This is a genomic window from Enterobacter cloacae complex sp. S3, assembly GCF_014930495.1.
GTDB lineage: Bacteria > Pseudomonadota > Gammaproteobacteria > Enterobacterales > Enterobacteriaceae > Enterobacter > Enterobacter asburiae_B.
Window position 1 is genome coordinate 240,320 of the sequence record NZ_JADBRD010000007.1, and the last position, 7,951, is coordinate 248,270.

Genomic DNA, 7,951 nt, shown 5'->3' on the forward strand with positions numbered 1-7,951 from the left:
ATCTGTTATCCCGAAATATCCCGCGAATGACGTTTCGCGGAAAAATGTGTGAGTCATTGCCCTTTACGGTCTGTCCGTTAGCCACGGTGGGCATCGGACATGTAATTGAGAATCATTCAATCATGCGCGAATGTAGTAGTAAATGGAAAAAAGAAAAAATCGACTACAACGTTTAGCCGGGCGTATAAGCGCAGCGGGAAGATTATTAATTTATTGAATTAAATGTTTTTTAAAGTCATTCCTTGTTCATTTTCCCTCAGGCTTATCCCTGGTTTTATCAGGGTGTTTCTTCTCTTGACTACTACATGGCGCAGCGTCAAACTCTCAAAAGAGAATGATTTTTATTTATATTTGTTGCGCTTTTTTATTACGTTGGCATTCACGTGGCTCACAACACAAAAAAACCGGGACTGGTTCTGGAGAACCTCTCTGCGGGCTATCAGAAAAAAATCATCGTTGATGATATCTCCCTTGCGATCCCACAGCAGAAAATGACCGTGCTGGTAGGGGCGAACGGCTGCGGAAAATCCACGCTGCTGAGCACCATTGCGCGTTTGCTTCAGCCGCTTGGCGGCGCGGCAGTTCTCGACGGCAAGGCGATCCACGAGCAGCCGACCAAAGCCGTCGCCCGCCAGCTGGGTATCCTGCCGCAGTCTCCGCTGCTCCCGGAAGGGTTGACCGTCTTTGAGCTGGTCTCGCGCGGGCGTTTTCCCTGGCAGAACTTTATGCGCCAGTGGAGCGACGAGGACGAGCTGGCGGTGGAAGAGGCCCTGCGCCTGACCGGCACGGCGGAGTTTGCCCATATGCCGGTGGAAAGCTTATCCGGCGGCCAGCGTCAGCGCTGCTGGATCGCCATGGCGCTGGCGCAGCAAACGCCGTATATCCTGCTTGACGAGCCCACAACGTTTCTCGATCTCCGCTATCAGGTGGAGATCCTGGAACTGCTGCACACCCTGACCCGCCAGCACGGGCGTACCGTCGTGGTGGTGCTGCACGATCTCAACTTCGCCGTAAACTACGGCGACTCGCTGGTCTTTTTACGCCAGGGGAAAGTTGCAGGCGTATTGCATGAGGGCGATGCCTGCACGCCGGAGCTGATCAAAGCGGTGTTTGATGTGGACGTGCATATGTCCATAAACCCGTTGACCGGCAAGCCGTTCTTTATGCCGTTTCGCCAGAGTACCGTTCAGCCATGATGCGCTCCTCTCTGGCCTTTCCGATCTTCGCACTGCTGCTGGCGCTGGGCGCGATTATGCACCTGGGCATCGGCGCACGCTTCATCGCCCCGCAGACGGTGGTGGAGGCATTTTTCCATTTCGATCCGCGCAATTTCGACCATAACGTCATTATCAAATTAAGACTGCTGCGCCTCAGCGCCGCGATGGTGACGGGCGCCGCGCTCGGCGTGGCGGGCGTGCTGCTGCAGTCCGTGATCCGCAACCCGCTCGGCGAGCCGCATATTCTGGGGCTCAACGCCGGGGCCGCGCTGGCGGTCGTGATTACCAGCGCGCTTGGGCTGTCGCTGCCGTTTGGGCGCCCGCTCGTTGCCGCCGCCGGTGCCGCCGCGCTGTTTTTGCTGGTGCTGATGTTCTCCTCGTCCGGTCGCACCGGGCTTACGCCGATGAAGGTCACGCTGTGCGGCGTGGCGATGTCGGCGTTTGCCTCGTCGATTACCGCCGCGGTGTTAATCCTCGATGAACAGACGCTGCTCGCCATGCGCACCTGGCTGGCAGGGGACCTGGCCGGGATCAACGTGCAGACGCTCCGGAGCGCCCTGTGGGCTGCAGCAGCCGGTTTTGTTCTCGCCATCGGGCTGTCGCCCTCGCTCAACATGCTGGCGCTGGGAGACCGGATGGCGCAGGGGCTTGGCGTGTCGCTGCTGAAAACCCGCCTGCTTGCCCTGCTGGCCATCGCGCTGCTCTGCGGCGCGGCCGTCTCAATTGCCGGGCCGATTGGCTTTATCGGCCTGGTCGTGCCGCAGCTCATTCGCCGTCTGGTGTCGGTCGATTTACGCGTGATGGTGCCGCTGTCTGCCCTGTGTGGCGCGCTGGTTCTGCTGCTGGCGGATATCGCCGCCCGCACGCTGTTTACGCCCTGGGAGCTGGCAACCGGCATCATGACGGCCCTGGTCGGCGCGCCCGTATTCATCTTTATGGCGTCGAGGATGTTCAAATGAACCGGGCCGGATTCCGCGCGCTCCGAATTGGCCGTGTATCGGCGCTGGTTCGCCCGCGGGCGCTGGCGTGCCTGACGCTTTTAGCGCTGGTGGCGTTAAGCCTGCTGGGCTTTGGCCTGACGCACGGTTCTCTGCCTGTTCCCATCTCCGCCATCGGGCGCGCGCTGTTTTCTCCTGAGAGCCTGACGGCGGAGACGCGCTACATCGTGATGGATATCCGCCTGCCGCGCCTGCTGATGGCGGTGCTGTGCGGCGCGATGCTCGGCATGGCGGGGGCGGCAATGCAGTCCATCACCCGCAATGGTCTGGCCGATCCCGGGCTTATTGGCGTGAAGGAGGGCTGTAGCGCGGCGGTACTGCTGCTGATTTTTCAGTTCCCGGCGCTGGGCCTGGCCTGGCGTCCGCTGGTCGGCATGGCCGGCGGGCTGCTTACCGCGCTGCTGGTTATCGGCCTGGCGCGCGATATCTCGCGCCCGCGGTTCATCCTGATCGGCATCGGCGTGTCGTGGGCGTTTGCCGCCGCAATGGGCGTCTTTATCACCACCGCCGACGTGCGCGACGTGCAGACGGCGATGCTGTGGCTGGCGGGAAGCCTGCATGCGGCAAACTGGACGCTGGTGGGGTTAGCCGCGCTCTGGGCTGCCCCCGCGTTTGCGCTGCTGCTGTTTACCGCGCGGGCAGCGGACGTGGCGTTGCTCGGCAATCAGGCCGCAGCGGGCCTTGGCGTGCGCATAACCCGGCTGGCGCTGCTGCGGGTTCTCGCCCCGGTAGTGCTGACGGCGGCCTGCGTCTCGTGCGTGGGCAGTATTGGTTTCGTGGGGTTGATTGCTCCGCATATGGCGCGCCTGCTGCTGCGCGGTGGGCAAACCGCGCTCCTGACGGGAAGTGCCGTGCTGGGCGCGCTGCTGGTGCTGCTGGCGGATAACGTCGGACGTCTGGCGTTCCTCCCGCTGCAGCTGCCGGCGGGAATTGTGATTTCACTGATTGGCGGACCGTTTTTCCTGCTGCTGCTCTGGCAGCGTCGGGACAGATTTTAGGGGACTAAAATGCGCGTAGTGTTTTCGATGCTGTTGCTGGTGGGGTTCGCGGTGGGTGCGGCGGAGCCGACGCAGACGTTTACTGACGATCTTAACCGAAAAGTGGTGGTACCGGTTCATCCGAAACGGATTGTTTCCTTACACGATCTGGATATCACCATTCCGCTGATTGAGCTTGGCGTGCCGCCGGTGGCAAGCCATGGCCGCACGCGGCCGGACGGCAGCCACTTTCTGCGCTCCAGCGGCATGTTGACCGGCGTCGACTTTGATAATTCCGACATTACATTTATCGGCACGGCCGATATCGATATTGAAGCTATCGCCGCCGCAAAGCCTGACCTGATCGTTACCGAGCCGACCCGCAACACCCCGGTGGAACAGCTGGCGAAAATTGCCCCGACGGTAAGTATCGATCATCTCGACGGCGGCGCGCCGGAGATCTACCGCAAGCTGGCTCAGCTGACGGGAACGCAGGCGCGGCTCAAGGTTCTGGAGCGGCGCTATCAGGAGCAGATTAAGGCCCTGAAGGCGACAATTGATTCCCGCAAGGTGACCGTGTCCGTGATTCAGGCGAATCAGGGAAAGATTAATGCCATGCACAGCTACCACTCGCTGGGCCGCGTGCTGCGCGACGCCGGGTTCACCTTCCCGCCGCTGATTGAGTCCATCCCGGACGGAGGGCGTATCGACGTCAGCGCCGAGCGCCTGCCGGAGCTGGATGCCGATTTCGTCTTCGCCACCTGGCGCGGGGATACGGGCGGTAAACCGCAGGACGAGCTGGCGGCGATGGATGCGGTCATGCCGGGCTGGTGTCAGTTCCTGAATGCCTGCAGAACCGGGCATTACGTGCTGATCTCGCGTGAAGAGGCCATCTCGAATTCGTACGCCTCGTTAGGGCTGATGGCCGCGCAGGTGCAGTCGCAGATTGCCGGGCGTCCGCTGCCGGAGGCGTCACGGTGATCCGCAAAGAGAAAGGGCGCGTGGATGTCTATGGTGACCGCTTTCGCGCGCGTGCGCATCAGCTGACGCCGCGTCTGCTGCAGGTTGCACGCTATATCCATGACAACCGCGAAGCGGTGATGGAACAGACCGCAATGGAGATCGCGACGCTGTTGAAAACCTCGGATGCCACGGTAGTCCGCGCCATTCAGGCGCTGGGTTTCGCCGGGCTGCGCGATCTCAAGCAAACGCTGGAGCAGTGGTTTGGTCCGGTGGTCACCTCCAGCGAAAAGATGTCCACCACGGTGAATACGCTCGCCAGCGACGTTAACGCGAGCATTGATTTCGTGCTGGAGGGGCATCAGCACACCTGCGAGGTGTTATCCGAACCCCACAACCGCTACGCGATGGCCCAGGCGGTCTCTCTGCTGGCGCAGGCGAGGCAGGTCGCCATATTTGGCATTGGCGCCTCCGGCATTCTGGCCGAGTACACCGCCAGGCTGTTCAGTCGTATGGGGTTACCCGCCACGCCGCTTAACCGTACCGGAATAGGGCTTGCCGAGCAGCTGATTGCGCTTCAGCGCGGCGACGTGCTGGTGATGATGGCGCAGAAATCCGCGCACCGGGAGGGGCAAACCACGCTGCGTGAAGCAAAACGTCTGGGCATTCCAACTATATTGCTGACCAACGCCCTCGATTCGCGTTTCAGCAAGGAGGCCAGCGTGGTGATCCACGTTCCGCGCGGCGGCGAAAAAGGCAAAATCCCGCTCCACGGCACGGTGCTGCTGTGTCTGGAGATGATCATTTTATCCGTCGCCTCCACCGAGCCGCAGCGCACCATCAAGTCGATGAAGCGCATCAACGAGTTACACCGTGGGTTAAAGCCGGGGAAGAAAAGCACCTAAAAACAAAGCCCGGTAGCGCTGACGCTCACCGGGCCTGGATCTGTTCTCCCTCTCCTTTCGGGAGAGGGCGGGGGAGGGGAAACTTAAACCCCTTGCTCCAGAATGCGGATGTGGGTTTCCAGCACGTCACCCTTCACCGCGTCGCTCCACGCTTTCATGTGCGCGGTCTGCAGGTGCGCTTCAAGATGCGCGACGGTTTCCCACTGCTCAACCATGATGATCGAGTCTGGCGCGGTCGCCTGGAAGCTGGCGTCAGTGGCGGCATCCACCATCGGCGCGTAGCCGTGGCAGCCTTCTTCTTTCAGTACGATCGGGATAATTTTCGCGAACTGATCCAGCACCGCCTGACGGTGATGTTGACCTGGACGAGTACGGATTTCTGCGATTACGGTAAGCATGTTTACTACTCCTTTAATTCCAGGCTACCAGTTAAGCAAAAATTTCCGCGAGATGCTTGCGATATTCTGCGATATAGCTCGGGACGTCAGGCATTTTAATCACGTCGTTGACGATAAAGGTCGGCAGCGGATCCATGCCCAGGAACTGATTAGCCTTGTGGAACGGCAGGTACGCGCCGTCGACGCCCACGCCTTCGAAGAACTGATCTTTCTCGGTGAAGGCTTCCAGCGGGGCGTTCCAGGTCAGCGAGAGCATATATTTTTTGCCCTGAATCAGGCCGCCCGAGCCGTATTTTTTGGAGGCGTCAGAGCGGGTGCGGCCATCGCTGGCATACAGTGAGCCATGACCTTCGGTGAACACGTCGTCCATGTATTTTTTCACGGTCCACGGCGCGCCCATCCACCAGCCTGGCATCTGCCAGATCACCACGTCAGCCCACAGGAAGTTCTGCACTTCGGCCTTCACGTCATAACTGCTGTCTGCACGCACGACCTTAACATCATGCCCGGCGTCGCGCAGGAAACCGTCCGCGACCTCGGTCAGGGTGTCATTCAGCTGGCCTTTAGAGTGCGCAAATTCTTTTGCACCGTTGATAATCAGGATGTTGCTCATTATTTGTCCTCGATGATGAGAGTATGGCCAGTATTCTACGCGCGAGGACGGTGCGGTAAAATGAGCAAAATGTGCAAAGTCTTTTGCGCTATACGCAATAATCCCTTACCAGCTGACCTTCACTTCAAAACCGCCTTCAGGGGCATTGCCCAGCGAAACGCGCATCCCGTGCAGGGCGGCGATGCGTTTTACAATGGATAACCCCAGCCCGCTGCCCGTGGCATCCTGACCCGGCGGGCGATAAAAGCGCTCGCCGATGCGCGCCAGCGCGTCCGGTGAAATGCCTGGGCCGTTGTCGCGCACGGTAAAGCCACGCGCGTCCAGCGTTACGTCCACCACGCTGCCGCGCGGGCTGTAGCGGATCGCGTTATCCAGCAGGTTGCGCACCAGCAGGCTCAGGAGCAGCTGCTGGCCCGTGCGTGTCACCTCTGGTGCATGGATGTTCAGGCGAATATCAATGCCCGCCTGCTGCGCCGGATGCCAGATATCCAGCACGGCCGACTGCAGCAAGTCGGCCAGGGGAATCGGTTCGACATCGTCAAGGTTATCCAGCGAGTCCAGACGCGAAAGCGTGAGGAGCTGATCCACCAGCCGGGAAGCGCGGTCGATGCCCGCATGCAGCTGCGTCAGCGCCTTTTCCCGCGCCAGCGGATCGTCATGAGAGAGCTGCGCCACGTCAGTTTGCACCTTCAGGGCCGCCAGCGGGCTGCGCAGCTCGTGGGCGGCATCGGACGTAAAGCGGCGCTCGCGGGTCATCATCTCCTGGGTGCGCGCGAAGAGATGATTCAGCGCGTCGAGCAGGGGGCGCACTTCCGTAGGGACACCCTCGGTCGGCAGTTTATCGGTGGCATCCGGCGAGCGGGAGCGCAGGGTCTGCGCCAGCTTTTTCAGCGGCTTCAGCTCCCGACTCAGGAGGACGATCAGCAGCAGCAACATCACGGGCAGCGCCACCAGCCAGGGGGTCAGCTGCGAGCTGACCACGTCCAGCGCCATCTCCTGGCGGTACTCCCACTCCTGGCCGACCACCACGCGGTACTTCCCGTCGGGTGAGGTCAGCCATAAAAAGCGCCATTCGTCGTTGTCGCCCTGCAGCTGCCCGTTATCGAACCCGTCGCGGCGATAGTGGTACGGGATATCGCGTCCGTTTTCACCGTCGTTGAGGAGCATTTTGCCGTCGACGGCGTAAATGGCGAAAGCCAGCGCGTCGTCGTCCAGACGACCGTGCTTCACTTTTTTCGGGATCTCGCGCATGCGTTCGGGGGCGCGGATCTCGTCCAGATCCATCGTCAGCAGCCGTTTAGCAAACAGCATCTGCTGGGTATCGAACAGCTTGTCGAGCTTGTGGGTCGTCTGCTGCCAGGCAACCAGGCTGGCGGCAAACCAGGCCGTCAGAGAGAGAAGTAAAAAGAGAAGCGTCAGGCGCAGCTTCAGGCTCAGTTGCATGCGTCACCCAGGGTGTAGCCGATGCCGTGCACGGTGCGGATAAACTCGCTCCCAAGCTTGCGGCGCAAATGATGGACGTGAACCTCGATGGCGTTGCTGGAGACGTCGTCGTCCCAGGTATAGAGTTTTTCCTCGATCAGCTTTCGCGGCAGCACCCGACCGGCGTTACGCATTAACAGCTCCAGCAGCGCGAACTCTTTCGGCTTGAGCGTCAGCGTCTCACCGTCCAGCGTGGCGACGAGACGGGTTGGATCGAGCGTGACCTTCCCGTGACGCAGCTCGCTACTCGCCTGGCCGTGGCTGCGGCGGACCAGCGCTTCGAGGCGGGCACCCACTTCGATCAGCGCGAACGGCTTACAGAGATAATCATCCGCGCCAAGACGTAGCCCTTCGACGCGCTGGTTAAGCGCATCCCGCGCCGTCAGAATCAGTACCGGCTC

Annotated in this window: 9 protein-coding genes; 5 read left to right on the forward strand and 4 right to left on the reverse strand. The window is 60.8% G+C overall.

All coding sequences use genetic code 11. The features are described from left to right. The first annotated feature begins 383 nt into the window (after positions 1-383). Genes IM317_RS03290 through IM317_RS03310 form a run of 5 tightly spaced genes read left to right on the forward strand, consistent with a single transcriptional unit; the run spans position 384 to position 5,057 of the window. The gene (locus tag IM317_RS03290; RefSeq protein WP_033146660.1) at positions 384-1,196 is read left to right on the forward strand and encodes an ABC transporter ATP-binding protein; all 813 of its coding nucleotides are present in this window, start codon (positions 384-386) and stop codon (positions 1,194-1,196) included. Then, a complete protein-coding gene (locus IM317_RS03295) occupies positions 1,193-2,176 on the forward strand; it encodes an iron ABC transporter permease (protein WP_033146659.1) in 984 nt (327 codons plus the stop codon). Before IM317_RS03290 ends, IM317_RS03295 begins: the two co-directional genes overlap by 4 nt. Next, a complete protein-coding gene (locus IM317_RS03300; protein ID WP_033146658.1) occupies positions 2,173-3,213 on the forward strand; it encodes an iron ABC transporter permease in 1,041 nt (346 codons plus the stop codon). The genes IM317_RS03295 and IM317_RS03300 overlap by 4 nt, the downstream gene beginning before the upstream one ends. Before the next feature lie 9 nt (positions 3,214-3,222). Then, positions 3,223-4,173 carry an iron-siderophore ABC transporter substrate-binding protein gene (locus IM317_RS03305; RefSeq protein ID WP_033146657.1) on the forward strand — a complete coding sequence of 317 codons (951 nt, stop codon included), beginning with the start codon at positions 3,223-3,225 and terminating at the stop codon, positions 4,171-4,173. Next, positions 4,170-5,057, forward strand: coding sequence for a MurR/RpiR family transcriptional regulator (locus IM317_RS03310; protein ID WP_033146656.1), 888 nt, complete (start codon positions 4,170-4,172; stop codon positions 5,055-5,057). The genes IM317_RS03305 and IM317_RS03310 overlap by 4 nt, the downstream gene beginning before the upstream one ends. Positions 5,058-5,140: 83 nt before the next feature. On the opposite strand, the gene IM317_RS03315 is transcribed toward IM317_RS03310, so the two are convergent. The 4 genes from IM317_RS03315 to IM317_RS03330 all read right to left on the reverse strand — a co-directional run. Further along, positions 5,141-5,455, reverse strand: coding sequence for a putative quinol monooxygenase (locus IM317_RS03315; protein ID WP_033146655.1), 315 nt, complete (start codon positions 5,453-5,455; stop codon positions 5,141-5,143). A 31-nt stretch (positions 5,456-5,486) separates the two neighbouring features. Further along, positions 5,487-6,068: an NAD(P)H-dependent oxidoreductase gene (locus tag IM317_RS03320; RefSeq protein WP_033146654.1), complete on the reverse strand. Its 582-nt coding sequence runs from the start codon at positions 6,066-6,068 to the stop codon at positions 5,487-5,489. Positions 6,069-6,173: 105 nt separating this feature from the next. Next, complete coding sequence (qseC, locus tag IM317_RS03325) at positions 6,174-7,511, reverse strand: quorum sensing histidine kinase QseC (RefSeq protein ID WP_033146653.1); 1,338 nt, start codon at positions 7,509-7,511, stop codon at positions 6,174-6,176. Beyond that, positions 7,502-7,951 (reverse strand): winged helix-turn-helix domain-containing protein (locus tag IM317_RS03330; RefSeq protein WP_227010842.1); only part of this gene is annotated, 450 nt, incomplete at its 5' end. The genes qseC and IM317_RS03330, both read right to left, overlap by 10 nt.